Source organism: Gilvimarinus sp. 1_MG-2023 (assembly GCF_030548285.1).
In genome coordinates this window covers 1-614 of the sequence record NZ_JAUOSC010000049.1, presented here as the reverse complement: position 1 = coordinate 614, position 614 = coordinate 1, and the positions used below count along the sequence as shown (strand labels likewise).

The window sequence follows — 614 nt, the reverse complement described above, 5'->3', positions numbered from 1 at the left end:
GCATTACAGCAGTCGGGTTCGTCGTGGTGTGGTGCATCAAAAGATTCTTGAGGAAGCGGGTAGCCGCTATGCCGATATTATTGTGATGATGGCGCAGAAACCCGGTCAGGGTCGTTATAGTATCGGTTCGAATGCTGAGCGTGTGGTGCGTCATGCCAAGTGCAGTGTGATGGTGGTGCGAGAAGGCTAGTGCCTGTACCGCCCAGGTTGTCGGCCAGTTCTAGAGCAGGCGATGGCCAATACCGTTGTAGATCATATCTGCCAGTTGCTGCGCCAGTTCGGCTGGTTGCTGGCGGATGTTACCGGAGATAATGCCGGAAATAATGCCGATGGTGGCGGAGCCATAGAAGGTAGAAATCAGCAGGATATCATCTTCGCTGGGTGGTTCGTTGAAGCTGCGACTGGCCCCGCGGCGGAAGAAATCGGTGTTCTGGTTCAGGATCCGTTGCAGGGCCTGCTCTCCGGCCCGGCCGGACAATGCCAGTTGTAGCAGGGTATCGTCCGGGCAAAGGGTTTCCAGCAGATGCTGGATAAAGTCCACCAGGCGATCCGGTTCCGGGGTGCCTTCATCTTCGAGAAAGTTCTGGAACAGTTGCTCGCGCTGCGCCAGCCAC

2 protein-coding genes are annotated in these 614 nt (G+C 56.5%); one reads left to right on the top strand and one right to left on the bottom strand.

The annotated features are described in order from the left end of the window. On the top strand, positions 1-190 hold a 190-nt coding region (locus Q4563_RS15575), incomplete at its 5' end, for a universal stress protein (protein ID WP_303605106.1). A 30-nt stretch (positions 191-220) separates the two neighbouring features. Here Q4563_RS15575 and Q4563_RS15570 read toward each other — a convergent pair. Further along, the coding region (locus Q4563_RS15570) for a TetR/AcrR family transcriptional regulator C-terminal domain-containing protein (RefSeq protein ID WP_303605105.1) at positions 221-614 on the bottom strand (394 nt) is incomplete at its 5' end.